Here is a 16,121-nt window from a genome sequence, read left to right on the forward strand (position 1 = left end):
ATACTTGGGAGGGTGGCAGATGATCGACGCGGCGCGGGCTTTCACACTTAATAATCTTGACGGGACACCCTACGTTTTTGACGGCACCGGCCCAAGCTTGGTGTGTTTCGTGAAAGAGGATTGCGAAACCTGCAACATCGCGGGTCCGGTCCTTGAGGGGCTGTTCAAGGGCTACGGCAGCGGTATCGACACGGTCGTGTTGGGGCAGTCCGGCGATAAAAACGCAGATTTTGCGCAGCGTCACGGCCTGACGATGCCGGTGTTGGGCGATGCGGGCTGCAAGGCGTCGTTTGATTGGGATATCGAAATCGTGCCCGCCGTGTTCTGGATTGATGCCGACGGCACCGTTGTCACCAAATTCGAAGGGTTCGTGCGCGATGACTGGCAAGCACTGTCAGATCAGATCGCGACGGAAACCGGCCAGCCCGCAGCGCAGATTGATTGGGACAGCCTGCCCGCGTGGCGGCCCGGTTGCGGGTCAAAACACTTTGACCCCGAGATTTATGACAAGCTGCGCGCCGAGGCGGATGGCAGCGTTTTGCGTGCCCGCAAGGTTGAGGTCGCCAGCGGTGATGATGTGGCGGAGTTCATGTTCGATCAGGGGTTTTCCGACGGTTTGCCACTGGTGCCGCCGACGCCTGAACGGGTGATGCGGATGCTGGCGGGCACACACCGCGACCCGCAAGACGTGGTGGCAACCGTGCCCCCGAACATGGGCGTCGGCACGGTTGAAAAAATCGCAATCAATGCGGTGATGGCCGGGTGCAAACCGGAATACCTGCCCGTGGTGATCGCCGCAGTCGAGGCCGTTTGCACCGATGAATTTAACATTCACGGGGTCACGGCAACCACGATGGGCGCTGCAACGGTCGTGATTGTGAACGGGCCTGTGGTGGAGAAAATCGGCATGAACGCGGGCCTTGGCGCGATGGGGGCGGGCAACCGTGCCAACGCCACAATCGGGCGCGCGCTGCGGTTGGTGATCCGCAATGTCGGCGGGGCGACGACGGGGGGCGTTGAACGGTCAACGCTTGGCAACCCGATGAAATACACCATGTGCTTTGCCGAGAATGAGGCCGTGTCGCCGTGGGAACCGCTGCATGTCGAGCGTGGTTTCAAGGCAGACGATTCCGTTGTGACCGTTTTTGCGATGACCGGCGGCCCCGTGCATATCGTCGATCAGACATCGCGCAAACCGGATCAGATTGCAGGGTCCTTGGGGCAGGGGCTTGAAGGGGTGTTTATGCCCAAGCTCCATAACCTGCCCATCGACGCGCTGCTGGTCGTGTGCCCCGAACATATCAACACGCTGACCGTTGATGGGGAATACTCCAAAGACCGGCTGCGCGACCGCATTCAAGAGGTCACATCGCGGCCCCTCAGCGAAATGGTGCAGGATGATCATTCGGGCGCGGGTATCCCCGTTGCCGATGCCGAAAAGATGGGGCCGGAGAAGCTGGCGCAGTTGGTCCCGAAATTCGCAGGCAAAGAATATATCCACATCGTCGTCGCGGGCGGCGATGCAGGCAAGTTTTCGTCGGTCTTTCATGGCTGGGCCACGGGGGCTGTGGGGTCAATTTCCGTTTCCAGAAAGATCGATCTGGGGTAACATAGGCATAAGAGGAGGACATGAATGACAATAATTCTCGACCCGACGGATGAACGCATCCCGGTCGCGCGTCAGATTGCCGAACGATCGGGGGCTGTGCGGGGGGTTGTGGGGTTGCTGAATATCAGCAAACCACGCGGCAATATCCTGCTGGATGAACTGGACAGTTTGCTGGCCGAAGGCGCGCCCGGTGTGGAAATCCGGCGCTATACCAAACCGACATTTGCCAAGCCGTGCCCTGACGCATTGCGCCATCAAATTCGCGATGAGTGCGATTTCTTGGTAGAGGCATTGGCGGACTGAGGATCATGTACCACGTGCAGTATGCACGATACAGTCTGGTTTGAAATCCAGGGGATCCCATCCGTTTCCGTCGCCTCAAGCGCGTTTGGCCAAGCTGCTGAAACGCAGCGCAAGGCGCTTGGTATGGAAGGCGCGCGATACGTCTTGGTGCCACATCCCATTCAGGATGCTACCGATGACGAAATGCGCATCAAAGCGCGCGAAGCCTATGATCAGATCATGGCGGCGCTGCGCGATAAGTGAAGATAGGGCGGCGCAGGGGAAACCTTGGGCCGCTTTTACAGTTCTGCGATCCAGCACGTCTGGGTCATGTCTGGGCTGAGCCACAGCAGATCATCGGCTTGATTGCGCGAGGGCGGGCTGCGCAACATGCCAGCAGGGATCGTGGTGGCGCGGGCCAGCGCCTTTTCAAGCGGCTCTTTAACCTGCTCAACCATCACGCGGATCGCCTGCGGCATCGTTAGATCAGCGCCAGCGAGGGTGCCGTCTGCTAAGGTCAGTCTGCCATCCCTGCGTAGGATTTCACGACCGTTCAGCTGAAAACTGGTGATGTCTGACCCCGCCGTTGCCATGGCATCGGTCACCAGAAAAATATCGCGTGGCCCCGTCTTTGCGGCCAATGCGGCGCGGATCATCGCGGGGTGCACATGCACGCCATCGGCAATCAGCCCGCAGGTCGCCATTGGGTGGCTAAGCGCAGCGCCCACCAGACCGGGCGCGCGCGCTTGTGCTTGGCTCATCGCGTTGAACAGGTGAGTGGCACAGCATGCGCCTGCGTCAAAGGCCGCCATGGCGGTGTCGTAATCACAGTCGCTGTGGCCCAGCGATACGATGATCCCCGCATCCGCCAGCGCCTTGATCTGCGCGTTCGACACGTTTTCAGGGGCGACGGTGACCACCAGATTGGGGATGCGATCGGCGGCATCCAAAAGCATGCGCAGATCGCTGTCTTGCATCGGGCGGATCAGCGTGCCGTCATGCGCGCCTTTGCGGGCAACGCTAAGATGCGGTCCTTCTAGGTGCAGGCCTGCGATGCCCACAATGTGTTGATCCAGCGCTTCTGTCACCGCCTTGATCGCAGCGGCCGTTTGGGCGGGCGTGTCGGTGATCAACGTGGGCAGGATCGCCGCCGCGCCCAGCCCGCGATGCGCGGCGGCGATGGTGGCTAGGGTTTCCACCGTCGGGGCATCGTTGAACATCACGCCGCCGCCGCCATTAACTTGCAGGTCCACAAAGCCCGAAAGCAGTGTTCCCCCGTCTTGGGTATGGATTGGGCAGTCGTATGGCAGGTCTTGGGGGGCGGTGATGCGGGTGGTTCCGTCCGTTAGCACCAACAGCGCGTGGTCGTCCAGCAATGCCGCACCGTCGAAAATGCGCGCGCCGAGATAGGCCGACCGCGCTTGGGTCATTGCGCTGCCGCGCTTTTGGCGAGGGCAAAGGCACCATCGACGGCCCGCCCTTTTGCAGAGATCAGATTGGCCGTCGTTTCTGCGGGAAGGTAGGGCGCATAATGCGGCCCGACCCCGCCTGCCAGACACAATAAATCATTCGTGTGATAGTCCAGCGCGGCCAGCGCGTTTTGCAGGTAATCCGCACCGCGCTGCATCAGCAATATGCCAATCGGATCGCCCGCCGCTGCAGTTTCCACGACATCGGGGGCGAGCGTGCCAAAATCGCCGGGGCGCGCCTTGAGGCTGAACTGCACGATGCCAGCCGCCCCGCCGAATTTGTCCAGCATCCGATCCGATAGGGGGCTTGCCGGCACGATGCCGTCAACGGCCAACAACGTCTGTTCCAACGCGCCATGTCCCAGCCAAGCGCCGGACGCTTGATCAGACACCTGATAACACCAGCCGCCGATGCAGGTCTGCGCCTGCGCGCGTTGCCGCGCAATGATCGTGCCAGTGCCAAGCGCCACTACATATCCGTCCTCGGCACCGATGGCCCCGACAATCGTGGTTGTCGTGTCTTCGGTTACCACGCTTTTGCCAAAGGGCAGGGCGGCCGCGATGCGTTTTCCGATGTCGGGCCCGGTGAAGCCCGCCAGCCCCAGATGGGCAACCGCTTGGCTTATTTGCGCAACGTCCTGGCCCGCGTCCTTTACCGCAGCATGGGTCGCTTCCAAAATATGGGCGATCGCCTCGTCGAAATTGGTGCTGACATTGGCGCGGCCACCTTTGGCCTCGGCCAATATGCCGTCTTGGGCGGTGCCGACCACAACGCGACAACCGGTGCCGCCGCCATCGACGCCAATGATAAAGGGGGGGTGTTGATCCATCATGGGGCTTGTCTAAGATACCTGTTTTGTGGGGGAAAGGATATTTTCCCGCTTGGCGCAAAAGCGTTTGAGCAAGTGCATTTACAAAACACCTGCTTTAATGCTAAGTTAGCGCTAACATTAATCGAGCAATCCCATCTTTGACAGCCCAGATTGATAGTAAGGGAATAGTTATGCTGAATGAAACCGTCGCCCGCGTCACCGACCGCATCGTCGAAAGAAGCGGCGCAGGCCGTCAGGCATATCTGGCCCGTATGCACGGCGCAGCTGAGGCCGGTCCCGCACGGGCGCATTTATCATGCAGCGGTCAGGCCCATGCCTATGCCGGGGCTGGCGCGGACCAAGCGGCACTGGCAACGCAATCCACGGGCAACATCGGCATCATCACCACCTACAACGATATGCTGTCGGCGCATCAGCCGTTCGAACGGTTTCCCGAACTGATCCGTGATGCGGCCCGCGCTGCCGGGGGCACAGCACAGGTTGCAGGCGGCGTGCCCGCGATGTGCGACGGCGTGACCCAAGGGACGGCGGGGATGGAGTTGAGCCTGTTTTCGCGTGACATCATCGCCATGGCGGCGGGTGTGGGCCTAAGCCATAACACGTTCGATTCCGCGATTTATCTGGGGGTCTGCGACAAGATCGTGCCGGGGCTGGTCATTGCCGCCCAAGCATTTGGCCATTTGCCAGCCGTGTTTCTGCCAGCGGGTCCGATGACCTCAGGCATCTCGAACGATGCAAAGGCTGAGGTGCGTCAACGCTTTGCCTCGGGCGATGCGACCCGAGAAGAGCTTATGGCGTCGGAGATGGCGGCCTATCACGGGCCGGGTACCTGCACATTCTATGGCACGGCCAACACCAACCAGATGCTGATGGAGTTCATGGGCCTGCACCTGCCCGGTGCATCCTTTGTGAACCCCAACACGCCATTGCGCGACGCCTTGACGATTGCGGGCACGCAGCGGGCCTTGGCGATCAGTCACTTGGGCAATAGCTATACGCCGGTCTGCGACGTGCTGGATGAAAAGGCATATGTGAACGGCATCGTGGGGCTGCATGCGACGGGCGGGTCGACAAACCTGTTGATCCATCTGGTTGCGATGGCGCGCGCGGGCGGGATCATTCTGGATTGGCAGGATTTTTCCGATCTGGCCGATGTGACCCCGCTGCTGGCGCGGGTCTATCCAAACGGTCTGGCGGACGTGAACCATTTTCATGCGGCCGGTGGCTTGGGCTATATGATTGGTCAATTGCTGAGCGGCGGTTTGCTGCATGACGATGTGAAAACCATCGCCGGAGACGGGCTTGATCGCTATACCCAAGACCCCAAGCTGAAAGACGGCGCGGTTGAATGGGTCGCTGGCCCGACAGAGACCCTGAACGATAAAATCCTGCGTCCCATGGGCGATCCTTTCCAGCCGACCGGCGGGCTAAAACGCTTGTCGGGGTCCTTGGGCAATGCCGTGACGAAAGTGTCGGCGGTTAAGCCCGAACACCGGATCGTCGAAGCACCCGCGCGGGTGTTCCACGACCAAGAAGCGGTGAAAGAGGCCTATAAAAACGGTGAATTTACCGGCGACGTGGTCGTGGTTGTCCGCTTTCAGGGGCCAAAGGCCAATGGCATGCCCGAATTGCACAGCCTGACGCCGGTGCTGGCGAACCTGCAAGCCAGGGGGCTAAAGGTTGCGTTGGTTACGGATGGCCGTATGTCTGGCGCGTCTGGCAAAGTGCTTAGCGCGATCCATGTCTGCCCCGAAGCCTTGGACGGTGGCCCGATTGCCCGCATCCAAGACGGCGATATGATCCGTGTGGATGCCCGTGATGGCCGGCTAGAAGTTACAACGCCCGGTGCGTTGGACCGCGCGCTTGCCACCGCCGATCTATCGGGCAATGAATACGGCCAAGGCCGAGAGCTGTTCGCGAATTTCCGCAAAACTGTCGGGGCCGCCGATACCGGCGCCAGCAGCATTTGAACTGAATAAAGGACCATCCCTATGACCCCGCAAGACGCAAGCACCGCCGCTTACGAAATCTGCAAACTCGCCCCCATCGTGCCGGTTCTGGTGGTACATGATGTGGCCCACGCCCGCCCCTTGGCCGAGGCGTTGATTGCTGGTGGCCTGCCCGCGCTAGAGGTGACATTGCGCACCGACGCCGCGTTGGAAGTGATCGCCGAAATGGCCAAGGTCGAAGGCGGCGTTGTCGGCGCAGGCACATTGCTGACGCCTGAGGATGTGAAACGTGCGGTTGATGCGGGTGCTAAATTCGGCGTCTCGCCGGGGGCGACAGATATCTTGTTGCAAGCCGCGGAAGACCTTGATCTGCCGATGCTGCCCGGTGCCGCCACCGCGTCCGAGGCGATGCGCCTTTTGGAACGTGGCTATGACATGCTCAAGTTCTTTCCCGCAGAAGCATCTGGCGGTGCGCCTGCGTTGAAATCGCTTGCGTCGCCGTTGCCGCAAATCCGGTTTTGCCCCACAGGCGGGGTCAGCACGGCCAACGCTGAAAGTTATCTGTCACTGCCGAACGTTGTTTGTGCGGGCGGCAGTTGGGTCGCCCCCGACGCGCTGGTGCGCAAAGGCGACTGGGCAGCGATCACGAAACTGGCCCGCGCGGCCAGCCAGTTGGGCCGCTAAAGCGACGCAGCCGCGCGACTGGCCTGATCATATTGGCCGGAAATGGCGCGCAGATGGGCGGCGATATCCCGCAGATCGTCGCCTTTCATATCGGTGCGATTTAGGTTGTCGATCAGGCAGGTATTGCGCACCGCGCGATACGCCTCGATCAGTTCGGCACCGGCGGCTGAGGTACGGTAAAAAACTTCTTTGCCGCGCTTATCCGCCTCAAGCAGGTCGGACTTGAGCAATTTGCGCAGGGCGTAGTTGACTGTATGCGTGTCCTCGATGTTCAGCATAAAGCAGATATCGGTCAGACGTTTTTCGCGGCCCCGATGATTTGTGTTGTGCAGAACCAGAATTTCCAAAGGCGTCAGATCAGAATTGCCCGCCGCCGTCATGCAGCGCGACATCCATCGGCTGAAGGCGTTATAGGCGATGATCATCCCGTATTCGAGCTCGGACGCCTCCCATCCCTCGCCCTCGGCCAAGTGGCGTGAGGATACAATCCGGCGGGAAGGTTGCGATTTTGCGTCTGACATGGGGCACCTACAACTGATTATTGTTGTCGTTACGTTAGCGATTTGTGTGCGTCTTGCAATGTTTCGGGAATGACTTCGGGGCATTTGATTTTAATATGAGCGGCCCAATTCTGGACGTATTTCCCCGTTAGATGGTATCGCGTTGCCAATGTGCAGCATCGAATCTGGTGACCCTAATGGCTGCGCTGTCCAATCGGGTCCAACACAGGAGAGCCCAAGGATGCTCAAGGCCATCGCCGCCGCCGCGATTTTTGTATTGTCCCTGCCGCAGGCCGGGGCCGCAGAAGGGCGCGAATATCTTGGCTATGGGCGGCTGATCACCAACGATTATCTTGGCGATTTGCAAGACCGCGAACGGACCGGCGCAGTGCAGTCTTCGCGGGTCTGGGGGCCGGAATGGACGGGCGCATTGCCCAAGAACCTTGGTGAACTGGTTGAATTTCGCTTGGGGTTCGAGGTGCTGGCACCTGCAAATCTCGCTAATCCCTCCTCAGGGTCGCGCCCCTGGGCCGGGGCCATATCGGCGGGGATACATACACATTTCAAGCCCAAGGATATCGAATACGCTGTCGGTGCATCGCTTTACGTGACCGGCCCGCAGACCGGCTTGGGCAGCTTTCAACGCGAACTCCACGAGCTAATCGGCGATCCGCCCCCGAGTGAGAGCACCTTGGACAGTCAGATCGAAAACGGCTTTCATCCCACCGTTCTGGTAGAGGCCGCGCGCACGATCCCCCTCGGGGAAAACAAAGCAATACGTCCGTTTATTGAAGGCCAAGCGGGTATTGAGACGATGATGCGCGCAGGGTTCGATGTGACATTCGGGGCGGCAGCAAAGGATGCGTTTTTCGTGCGAGACAGTACATCCGGGCACCGCTACCGCGTGATCCAGAATGACAAGGTCGAAGGCTATAGCTTTGTTGCGGGGGCCGATGTCGCCTATGTCAGCGAAAGCACGTTTTTGCCAGAAAACCGCGGTTATATGCTGACCGATCACCGTGACCGTGTGCGGCTGGGTGTGCATTGGCAGGGCAAAAACGCATCGATTTTTTACGGCGCGACATGGTTGGGGAAAGAATATGAAACCCAGCCCGATGATCAAGTCGTAGGCTCCGTCCGTATAAACTTATCGTTCTAAAACGGCATCACAACCTATGGTTTATCTGGTCTAATCCGCCGTTTTGCAGACTGGCCTGCCCGCTTTTTGCAACGCGCGTGAAAATTTGGCAGTTACAGTCTTTGCATATCTCACGGTCTTTGCTACTCTAACGGTAATAAAAACACGATGAGGCAGCAGAACAGTGGTGAAAACGGGCTTTCGAGGCACGTTTGTCATTAGCTGGTCGCAGACAGACATAGACGGGCTGGAAGCCGCGCCGGTGCAATCTCTTGAGGTAGGGGCTGCATGGGCATGGCGAGGCGACGCGATACGCGTTGACGGGCCATCTGACGTTTTGCGACTGGATCAGGCAGACGGTGCAGAAGAACTTCGCAAGCGCGCGGCGCGTATGGTGCATCGGCTTGTCGGTGCGGCGCTAGATAAAGACGCGCCAAAACCGCGCAAAGACCACAGCGATGACCCCTTTAACACACTGATGGATAACAGCTTTGTCGTTACTGATGGCGGCAAAAGCTATACCGTCACGCTGATCGAGGTCGGCGGTGGCAAGCAGCCGCTTTTGATGTTTATCGATGATATTCCCCCGCGCAATTGCGACCTTTGGGTCGTGCACCACAGCCTCAGCACCACGTCCCTGGACAAAGTCGCCCAGCAAAATGGCGGGGTGATTTGTTTCACACCCGGCACGTTGATCCGCACTGCGGATGGTCTGGCGCGGATCGAAGACTTGCACGAAGGCGATCTGGTGCAGACCAAAGACAACGGTGTGCAGCCGGTGCGCTGGATCGGCAAACGCCGGATGAGCGGCGCGCGCTTGTTTACCATGCCGCAACTGCGCCCGGTGCGGTTTCACGCTAATGCCTTGGGGCTTGCCCGTCCGGATCAGGATTTGCTGGTCTCGCCCAGCCATCGCATGTTGATCACCGGTGACGCGGCCCAAAGCCTGTTTAACACTAGCGAAGTGTTGGTGACAGCGCGGGATTTGGTGAATGGTTCAAGCGTTACGATTGATGCACATCTGCGCGAAGTGACCTATATCCACCTGCTGCTGGATCAGCATCAGATCATGTGGGCAAACGGCGTGGAAACTGAAAGCTTTCATCCCGCATCGGCGGCGCTGGACAGTCTGGATGCCAAGGACCGTGAACGTTTGGCCGCGCATTACCCCGACCTCAACTCTGATCCGCAAAGCTATGGTCGCTATGCCCGCAGAAACCTGTCGATGTCCGAGGCCGCGATCCTGCAACACGCTGCATAAGGTGGTTCGGGCTCCGATACAGCGGGCCCGAAACCGCTTAGCTGTCCGCGCGGCTGTCGATTAACGCTTTAATAATTGCCTTGGCGCTGTCACTTGACCAATCCGCATCGCCGCGCAACCGCGCGATTTCGCGCCCTTCGGGGTCTAGGATCACTGTGATGGGCAGGCCAAAGACGCCCATCTGGCTGGCTAATGCCTGTTTGGGGTCTTGGTGGCGGGGCAGGCTGTCAACGCCGGCTTCCTCAAAGAACCGTTTGATCCCTTCGGGCGAATTGCGTCCCGTGGCGAGGGTTAGTACGCCAAAGTCGTCACCGCCAAATTCCTTTTGCAAGGCATCCAATTGCGGCATTTCCTTGCGGCAGGGTGCGCACCATGTGGCCCAGAAATTCAACAGCACAAACTTTCCGCGCCAGTCTTCTAGGGTGGCGCTGCCTGCATCGTCGGCCAGATCAAAGGCAACCGTGGACGTGGCCACAGGCGCGTCATGCACGACCAATTTCTTCATGTCGCCATCCCGCAAAGCCGCGATGTCGGCTGTTTGCGCAAAGCTGGGGTTTGCACCGACCGCTAGGGCCGTATAAACGAGCGCGAGCATTATCTTTTTCATTTTCCCTCCGAGGGGTTGCCTGATGACCGATACGACTTCGAACAAAATGTGGGGTGGCCGTTTTGCCGCCGGACCAGACGCGATCATGGAGGCGATCAACGCCTCGATCTCGTTTGACCAGCGTATGGCCGCCCAGGACATTGCCGGGTCGCGCGCCCATGCCGCCATGTTGGCTGCACAAGACATCATCAGTGATAGCGATGCCGATGCCATTCGGAAAGGCCTCCTCACGGTCTTGTCAGAGATCGAAGGCGGTACATTCGCCTATTCGACCGCGCTGGAAGACATCCACATGAATGTCGAGGCGCGCCTGAAAGAGGTAATCGGCGAACCCGCAGGCCGCTTGCACACGGGCCGGTCGCGCAACGATCAGGTGGCGACGGATTTCAAGCTCTGGACCCGCGACCAGTTTGACGCCGCAGAAAGCGGTTTGCTGGCGTTGATCCAAGCATTGTTGGGTCAGGCAGAGGCCGGTGCCGATTGGGTCATGCCCGGTTTCACCCATCTGCAAACCGCACAGCCGGTCACTTGGGGCCACCATATGATGGCCTATGTCGAGATGTTTGGCCGCGATCTAAGCCGGATGCGCGATGCACGTACCCGCATGAATGAATCGCCTTTGGGGGCTGCGGCGCTGGCTGGCACATCCTTTCCCATCGACCGCGACATGACGGCGCAGGCGCTTGGCTTTGACCGCCCGTCGGCCAATTCGCTGGACGCGGTCAGCGACCGTGACTTTGCGCTCGAATTCCTTGGGGCCGCGTCGATCTGCGCAATGCACCTTAGCCGCTTTGCCGAAGAACTGGTGATCTGGTCGTCGGCGCAATTCCGTTTCGTAACCCTGTCGGACCGGTTTTCGACCGGCTCCAGCATCATGCCGCAAAAGAAAAACCCCGACGCGGCGGAACTGATCCGCGCCAAGATCGGGCGCATCATGGGGGCCAATGTGGCGCTGATGATGGTGATGAAGGGGCTGCCGCTGGCCTATTCCAAGGACATGCAGGAAGACAAAGAGCAAGTATTTGACGCTGCTGACAACCTGATGCTGGCGCTGGCCGCGATGGAAGGCATGGTTAAAGACATGTCCGCCAACCGCGACAGCCTTGCTGCGGCGGCGGGGTCCGGTTTTTCGACCGCGACCGATCTGGCCGACTGGCTGGTGCGGGTGTTGGGCCTGCCGTTCCGCGATGCGCATCACATCACCGGATCGCTAGTAGCGCTGGCCGAAAAGAACGGCTGCGACTTGCCCGATCTGACGCTGGACCAGATGAAAACCGCTCATGACGGGATCACGGCGGATGTGTTTGACGTGTTAGGCGTGGAAAATTCCGTCAATTCGCGTATGTCTTACGGGGGTACCGCGCCCGCGCAGGTCCGCGCGCAGGTCGCCCGTTGGAAAGGGATCCTCGGATGAACCGCGCCATCGCGATTGTCATGCTGATAACCCTCGCGGCCTGTGGCGCGGACGGAGAGCCGAAACCACCGCAGGTTCACCAGCGCCAGCAACCCTCGGCGACGGAGCCGGGGGTGTCTGTTTCAGGCTATGCCGAATTTGGGGTGGTTAAGAATTTTTAGAATGTCGGTTTTGCGGATGATATATTTGGCGCTGGCCCTCTGGGGTGCCATTCATCCGATGTATTATTTCATCACCTGGTTCAGCGCCAACGGTGTTGATCTGATGGCGATGGTTGACGCGTGGCATGCCAATGCAGCGTCCAGCGGGCTGGTCTGGGATTTGACCATTGCCGCTGTCGCCTTGACCGTTTGGATCATCGCCGAGGTCGCAGTCCGGCGAAATTGGCTGGCGCTGATTGCCATTCCCGCAACCTTTGGTATTGGGGTAAGCTGTGGCCTGCCTTTGTATCTATTTCTGCGGTCGGCCCCTGTAAAATAGCGTCGGAGCCTCCGGCGGGGATATTTGGGAGCCAGAGAAGATGGATCATTTCCTGTATCGCGACGGTGCGCTGTTCGCCGAGGATGTCGCCATTGCCGAGATCGCAGCAGCGGTCGGGACACCGTTTTACGTTTATTCCACAGCGACGTTGTTGCGGCACTTCAAGGCGTTTGATGACGCGTTGGAGGGGATGGACCATCTGGTGTGCTATGCCATGAAGGCAAATTCCAATCAGGCGGTGTTGCAGACCTTGGCCCAGGCGGGCGCAGGCATGGATGTTGTGTCAGCCGGGGAATATTTGCGTGCCAAAGCCGCAGGTGTGCCGGGCGATAAAATCGTGTTTTCCGGCGTAGGCAAAACCGCCGCTGAAATCCGGTTGGCGCTTGAGGGCGGTATTCGGCAGTTCAATGTGGAATCCGAGCCCGAGATGGAAGTGTTGAACGCTGTTGCCCAATCCATGGGCGTGGTCGCTCCGATTACCATTCGTGTGAACCCGGATGTTGATGCCAAGACCCACGCCAAGATCGCCACGGGCAAATCCGAGAATAAATTCGGCATCCCCATTGCGCGTGCGCGTGAGGTGTATGCCATGGCCGCCGGTATGGCCGGTCTAGAGGTGATCGGGATCGATGTGCATATCGGCAGCCAGTTGACCGATCTGGCCCCGTTCGAGATGGCCTATGACAAGGTTGCAGAGCTGACCGAAACCTTGCGCGCCGATGGCCATACCATCAAACGCCTTGATCTGGGCGGCGGTCTGGGGATCCCATACGAGCGCAGCAATGAGGCACCGCCCTTGCCCAGTGACTATGGCGCGATGGTACAGCGCAAGCTGGGTCATCTGGGCTGCGAGATCGAGATTGAACCGGGTCGTTTGATCGCGGGCAATGCGGGGCTGATGGTCAGCGAAGTCATCTATGTCAAATCTGGCGAAGGGCGCGATTTCCTGATCCTTGATGGTGCGATGAACGACCTGATCCGCCCTGCGATGTATGAGGCCCACCATGATATCGTGCCGGTGGTTGAACCTGCCGCAGGGGCCGAGCAGCAGCCCTATGACATTGTTGGCCCGGTCTGCGAATCCGGTGACACCTTTGCTAAACAACGGATGATGCCCAAGCTGGCGGCGGGTGATTTGGTCGCGTTCAGAAGTGCCGGTGCATATGGCGCGGTAATGAGCAGCGAATACAATTCGCGCGCCCTTATTCCCGAGGTGTTGGTCAAAGGCGATCAATTTGCGGTTATTCGCGCACGTCCGACCTTTGACGAAATGATAAATCGCGATACCATCCCTGAATGGCTTTGACCGCGCCCTGCGTGTCAGCCACGCGGGAGATCGGTGTAAATGGCCCCATTCAAAGACGATGATCAGCATCCCGGGCTTGCGAAAATTCGCGGGCCGCTTCGGCTGACATGGGCCGGAATGTGGGCGGAAAGCCTTGTTCGGGCGCTGTGGCCGATGCTGGCTGTTGTTTTACTGGTCCTTGCCGGGTTGATGCTGGGGTTGCAGGATGTCGTAGTTTTAGACATCGTTTATGGTGCTGCTGTCGTTGCGTTTGTCGCGGCCTGCGCGGCGCTGGTCTATGCGTTTCGCAATTTTTATATCCCGACCCGGGCCGAGGCGCTGGCGCGGCTAGACGCCAGCCTGCCGGGGCGACCTATTCAGGCTTTGATGGATGATCAGGCGATTGGTGCGGGCGATGCGGCATCCATGGCGGTATGGCGCGCCCACCAGAAATGCATGGCAGATCGGGCTGCAACGGCGCGGGCGGTACCCGCCGACCTGCGGGTGTCGGGCCGTGACCCCTATGCCCTGCGCTATGTCGCGCTGCTATTTTTCACGGTCGCGTTGATATTCGGCTCTGTTCTGCGGGTAGGGTCTGTTGCGGGGATGGTGCCGGGTGCCAGCGGTCTGGCGAGTGGTCCGGTTTGGGAAGGCTGGGCAGAGCCGCCGCGCTATACCGGCAAACCCACCTTGTATTTGGCGGACCTTGAGGAAGGGCCGCTGAGCCTGCCAAAGGGCACGTTGATCACCGTGCGGCTGTACGGCGAGGTTGGCGCACTTGAGGTGGTCGAGACTGTGTCGGGGCAGGGGCGACCTGCTGATGTCGAGCCAGCCTTGGTGATTGATTTCAAAGTGAACCAAAGCGGCGGGATTGGCATCGATGGCCCCGGCGGGCGCAACTGGGATGTGGCGATGCTGCCCGATGCGGCACCAAAGGTCGAGATTGCGGGTGAACCGCAGGTCGCAGCCTTGGGCGAAATGAGCCTGCCCTTTGCCGCCAGCGACGACTACGGCGTTGAGGCCGGAGAGGCGCGCATCAGCCTTGATCTGGCGTCGGTTGACCGGCGCTATGGGTTGGCGATTGAACCGGACGCGCGGCCAGATGTGACTGTTCCACTGCCCATGCCGATCTCGGGCAAGCGCACGAATTTCGAAGAAAACTTGATCGAGAATTTTTCCAAGCACCCGTGGGCGAACCTGCCCGTAAAAATCAGTCTGAGCGTGTTGGACGCGTCAGAGCAGCAATTCACCACCGCGCCCAGCGATATGATCCTGCCGGGACGGCGTTTTTTTGATCCGCTGGCCGCTGCGGTGATTGAACAGCGCCGTGATTTGCTATGGTCAAAGGCGAATGCGCCGCGGTTGGTGCAACTGCTCAAGGCGGTGTCATACCGCCCACAAGATGTGTTCCGGACAGAGACATCGGCCCTGCGTTTGCGCCGTCAGATCAATCGGTTGGACATTCGCGCCAAATACGGGCTGACGGATGACCTGCAAGCCGAGATTGCGGAAGACCTGTGGGACTTGGCGATTGAATTGGAGGAAGGGGTGCTGGCCGACGCGTTGGAGCGGATGCGGCGCGCCCAAGAGCGTTTGGCCGAAGCGATGAAAAACGGCGCGTCCAACGAAGAGATTGCCGAGCTGATGGACGAGTTGCGCCGTGCTACGGAAGAGTACATGCAGCAATTGCAGCGTCAGCAGGCCCAAGAAGGGCAAGACGGCGAGCAGCAGCAAGGTCAGCAAGGTGAAACCATGCAGATGACCCAAGACGATCTGCAACGCATGATGGACCGCATTCAAGAGCTGATGGAGCAGGGTCGCATGGCCGAAGCCGAACAGGCGCTGCGCGAGTTGCAAGAGATGATGGAGAACATGCGCGTCACTGAAGGCCAACCTGGTCAAGGGGGTGAAAGCCCCGGCGAACAGGCGATGGAGGGTCTGGCGGATACGTTGCGAGAACAGCAAGAGCTGAGCGATCAGGCGTTTCGTGATCTTCAAGAACAGTTCAACCCCAATGGAAATCAGGATCAGCCGGGCGAAGAGGGCGGCCAACAGGAAGGGCAAGGCCAACAACCGGGCGAGGGTCAACAGCCGGGACAGGATTCCATTGCCGAACGTCAGCAAGCGCTGCGCAATGAGTTGAACCGCCAAGAGGGGCGCCTGCCCGGCCAAGGATCGGCGGAGGGAGAGGCCGCGCGTGAAGCATTGGATCGGGCTGGCCGCGCTATGGATGATGCCGAACAAGCCCTGCGCCAGAACGAGTTGGCGGATGCCATCGACGATCAAGCCCGCGCAATGGAAGCGCTGCGCGAAGGCATGCGTGCGCTAGGGGATGCACTTGCGCAAGAGCAGCAGCAACAAGCGGGTCAAGGCAATGCAGAGGGTAATCAGCGCGCTAATCAGCGCGATCCGTTGGGGCGCGATCAATCGTCAAACGGGGGCGAAAGCACCCAAGGAGATCTGGCGTTGGATAACGATGCCTATGGCCGCGCGCGCGAATTGCTGGATGAAATCCGTCGCCGTTCGGGCGAGACAGAGCGCCCCGAGGTCGAACGTGATTACCTCAACAGGTTGTTGGATCGGTTTTAAGGCAGGGTTGAACACCGTCTG

General features: G+C 59.6%; 15 protein-coding genes. 11 read left to right on the forward strand and 4 right to left on the reverse strand.

Features of this window, described 5'->3' with window-relative positions; genetic code table 11:
- The first annotated feature begins 19 nt into the window (after nt 1-19).
- Together WNY39_RS11940 and WNY39_RS11945 are read left to right on the forward strand one after the other, a co-directional pair.
- The gene (locus WNY39_RS11940; RefSeq protein ID WP_342845746.1) at nt 20-1,609 is read left to right on the forward strand and encodes a redoxin domain-containing protein; all 1,590 of its coding nucleotides are present in this window, start codon (nt 20-22) and stop codon (nt 1,607-1,609) included.
- Nucleotides 1,610-1,633: 24 nt separating this feature from the next.
- On the forward strand, nt 1,634-2,155 hold the full coding sequence (locus WNY39_RS11945) for a UGSC family (seleno)protein (protein ID WP_342845747.1): 522 nt from the start codon (nt 1,634-1,636) through the stop codon (nt 2,153-2,155).
- 35 nt (nt 2,156-2,190) lie between these two features.
- Here the strand turns inward: WNY39_RS11945 and nagA are convergent, their stop codons facing one another.
- A complete protein-coding gene (nagA, locus tag WNY39_RS11950; RefSeq protein WP_342845748.1) occupies nt 2,191-3,321 on the reverse strand; it encodes an N-acetylglucosamine-6-phosphate deacetylase in 1,131 nt (376 codons plus the stop codon).
- Complete coding sequence (locus WNY39_RS11955) at nt 3,318-4,193, reverse strand: BadF/BadG/BcrA/BcrD ATPase family protein (protein ID WP_342845749.1); 876 nt, start codon at nt 4,191-4,193, stop codon at nt 3,318-3,320. The genes nagA and WNY39_RS11955 overlap by 4 nt, the downstream gene beginning before the upstream one ends.
- Before the next feature lie 170 nt (nt 4,194-4,363).
- Between WNY39_RS11955 and edd the strand changes: the two genes are divergently transcribed.
- Complete coding sequence (edd, locus tag WNY39_RS11960; protein ID WP_342845750.1) at nt 4,364-6,163, forward strand: phosphogluconate dehydratase; 1,800 nt, start codon at nt 4,364-4,366, stop codon at nt 6,161-6,163.
- A 21-nt stretch (nt 6,164-6,184) separates the two neighbouring features.
- Complete coding sequence (gene eda / locus WNY39_RS11965; RefSeq protein WP_342845751.1) at nt 6,185-6,826, forward strand: bifunctional 4-hydroxy-2-oxoglutarate aldolase/2-dehydro-3-deoxy-phosphogluconate aldolase; 642 nt, start codon at nt 6,185-6,187, stop codon at nt 6,824-6,826.
- On the opposite strand, the gene WNY39_RS11970 is transcribed toward eda, so the two are convergent.
- The gene (locus WNY39_RS11970; protein WP_341233301.1) at nt 6,823-7,347 is read right to left on the reverse strand and encodes a winged helix DNA-binding protein; all 525 of its coding nucleotides are present in this window, start codon (nt 7,345-7,347) and stop codon (nt 6,823-6,825) included. The two genes, eda and WNY39_RS11970, sit on opposite strands and share 4 nt — an antisense overlap.
- 220 nt (nt 7,348-7,567) lie before the next feature.
- Between WNY39_RS11970 and WNY39_RS11975 the strand changes: the two genes are divergently transcribed.
- A complete protein-coding gene (locus tag WNY39_RS11975; protein ID WP_342845752.1) occupies nt 7,568-8,485 on the forward strand; it encodes a lipid A-modifier LpxR family protein in 918 nt (305 codons plus the stop codon).
- Nucleotides 8,486-8,651: 166 nt separating this feature from the next.
- Nucleotides 8,652-9,725 carry a Hint domain-containing protein gene (locus WNY39_RS11980; protein ID WP_342845753.1) on the forward strand — a complete coding sequence of 358 codons (1,074 nt, stop codon included), beginning with the start codon at nt 8,652-8,654 and terminating at the stop codon, nt 9,723-9,725.
- Between the two features lie 37 nt (nt 9,726-9,762).
- Here WNY39_RS11980 and WNY39_RS11985 read toward each other — a convergent pair whose 3' ends face one another.
- A complete protein-coding gene (locus tag WNY39_RS11985; protein WP_342845754.1) occupies nt 9,763-10,332 on the reverse strand; it encodes a TlpA disulfide reductase family protein in 570 nt (189 codons plus the stop codon).
- Nucleotides 10,333-10,354: 22 nt separating this feature from the next.
- Between WNY39_RS11985 and argH the strand changes: the two genes are divergently transcribed.
- The 5 genes from argH to WNY39_RS12010 are packed head-to-tail and all read left to right on the forward strand — an operon-like array spanning nt 10,355 to nt 16,100.
- Nucleotides 10,355-11,746: an argininosuccinate lyase gene (gene argH, locus WNY39_RS11990; RefSeq protein ID WP_342845755.1), complete on the forward strand. Its 1,392-nt coding sequence runs from the start codon at nt 10,355-10,357 to the stop codon at nt 11,744-11,746.
- The gene (locus tag WNY39_RS11995; RefSeq protein ID WP_342845756.1) at nt 11,743-11,907 is read left to right on the forward strand and encodes an argininosuccinate lyase; all 165 of its coding nucleotides are present in this window, start codon (nt 11,743-11,745) and stop codon (nt 11,905-11,907) included. The genes argH and WNY39_RS11995 overlap by 4 nt, the downstream gene beginning before the upstream one ends.
- A 1-nt stretch (nt 11,908) precedes the next feature.
- Nucleotides 11,909-12,226, forward strand: coding sequence for a DUF2834 domain-containing protein (locus tag WNY39_RS12000; protein WP_342845757.1), 318 nt, complete (start codon nt 11,909-11,911; stop codon nt 12,224-12,226).
- Between the two features lie 40 nt (nt 12,227-12,266).
- On the forward strand, nt 12,267-13,532 hold the full coding sequence (lysA, locus tag WNY39_RS12005; protein WP_342845758.1) for a diaminopimelate decarboxylase: 1,266 nt from the start codon (nt 12,267-12,269) through the stop codon (nt 13,530-13,532).
- A gap of 39 nt (nt 13,533-13,571) precedes the next feature.
- Nucleotides 13,572-16,100, forward strand: a complete 2,529-nt coding sequence (locus tag WNY39_RS12010) for a TIGR02302 family protein (protein WP_342845759.1) — start codon at nt 13,572-13,574, stop codon at nt 16,098-16,100.
- Nucleotides 16,101-16,121: the final 21 nt, after the last annotated feature.

It is taken from the genome of Sulfitobacter sp. AS59, assembly GCF_038899995.1.
Classification (GTDB): domain Bacteria; phylum Pseudomonadota; class Alphaproteobacteria; order Rhodobacterales; family Rhodobacteraceae; genus Sulfitobacter.

What these genes read in the sequence shown, in the direction of transcription:
- WNY39_RS11940 (WP_342845746.1), top strand. Translation starts at nt 20, where the DNA reads ATGATCGACGCGGCGCGGGCTTTCACACTTAATAATCTTGACGGGACA.
- nagA (WP_342845748.1), bottom strand. Translation starts at nt 3,321, where the DNA reads ATGACCCAAGCGCGGTCGGCCTATCTCGGCGCGCGCATTTTCGACGGT.
- WNY39_RS11955 (WP_342845749.1), bottom strand. Translation starts at nt 4,193, where the DNA reads ATGATGGATCAACACCCCCCCTTTATCATTGGCGTCGATGGCGGCGGC.
- edd (WP_342845750.1), top strand. Translation starts at nt 4,364, where the DNA reads ATGCTGAATGAAACCGTCGCCCGCGTCACCGACCGCATCGTCGAAAGA.
- eda (WP_342845751.1), top strand. Translation starts at nt 6,185, where the DNA reads ATGACCCCGCAAGACGCAAGCACCGCCGCTTACGAAATCTGCAAACTC.
- WNY39_RS11970 (WP_341233301.1), bottom strand. Translation starts at nt 7,347, where the DNA reads ATGTCAGACGCAAAATCGCAACCTTCCCGCCGGATTGTATCCTCACGC.
- WNY39_RS11975 (WP_342845752.1), top strand. Translation starts at nt 7,568, where the DNA reads ATGCTCAAGGCCATCGCCGCCGCCGCGATTTTTGTATTGTCCCTGCCG.
- WNY39_RS11985 (WP_342845754.1), bottom strand. Translation starts at nt 10,332, where the DNA reads ATGAAAAAGATAATGCTCGCGCTCGTTTATACGGCCCTAGCGGTCGGT.
- argH (WP_342845755.1), top strand. Translation starts at nt 10,355, where the DNA reads ATGACCGATACGACTTCGAACAAAATGTGGGGTGGCCGTTTTGCCGCC.
- WNY39_RS11995 (WP_342845756.1), top strand. Translation starts at nt 11,743, where the DNA reads ATGAACCGCGCCATCGCGATTGTCATGCTGATAACCCTCGCGGCCTGT.
- WNY39_RS12000 (WP_342845757.1), top strand. Translation starts at nt 11,909, where the DNA reads ATGTCGGTTTTGCGGATGATATATTTGGCGCTGGCCCTCTGGGGTGCC.
- lysA (WP_342845758.1), top strand. Translation starts at nt 12,267, where the DNA reads ATGGATCATTTCCTGTATCGCGACGGTGCGCTGTTCGCCGAGGATGTC.
- WNY39_RS12010 (WP_342845759.1), top strand. Translation starts at nt 13,572, where the DNA reads ATGGCCCCATTCAAAGACGATGATCAGCATCCCGGGCTTGCGAAAATT.